This is a genomic window from Xanthobacter sediminis (assembly GCF_043195015.1).
Taxonomy (GTDB): Bacteria; Pseudomonadota; Alphaproteobacteria; order Rhizobiales; family Xanthobacteraceae; genus Xanthobacter.
Map to the genome: position 1 here is coordinate 1 of NZ_JBAFWH010000064.1, position 316 is coordinate 316.

General features: G+C 61.1%; 1 pseudogene. It reads right to left on the minus strand.

Annotated features, from left to right (window positions below):
• A pseudogene (nifH, locus tag V5F61_RS21215) lies at positions 1-316 on the minus strand (nitrogenase reductase); the annotation flags it as partial.

Genomic DNA, 316 nt, shown 5'->3' on the forward strand with positions numbered 1-316 from the left:
CGCGCGGCACGAAGTAGATGAGCTGGGTGCCGAGCTTCTTGGCCAGGGACTCGGCCAGCTCATATTCCTTGTCGGTCTTGCGCTCGTTGCAGACCAGGCCGCCCAGGCGCACGCCGCCGGAATTGGCGTACTTCAGAATGCCCTTGGAGATGTTGTTGGCCGCATACATGGCCATCATCTCGCCGGACATGACGATGTAGATTTCCTGGGCCTTGTTCTCGCGGATGGGCATGGCGAAGCCGCCGCACACCACGTCGCCGAGCACGTCGTAGGACACGTAGTCGATGTCCTCGTAGGCGCCATTCTCCTCAAGGAA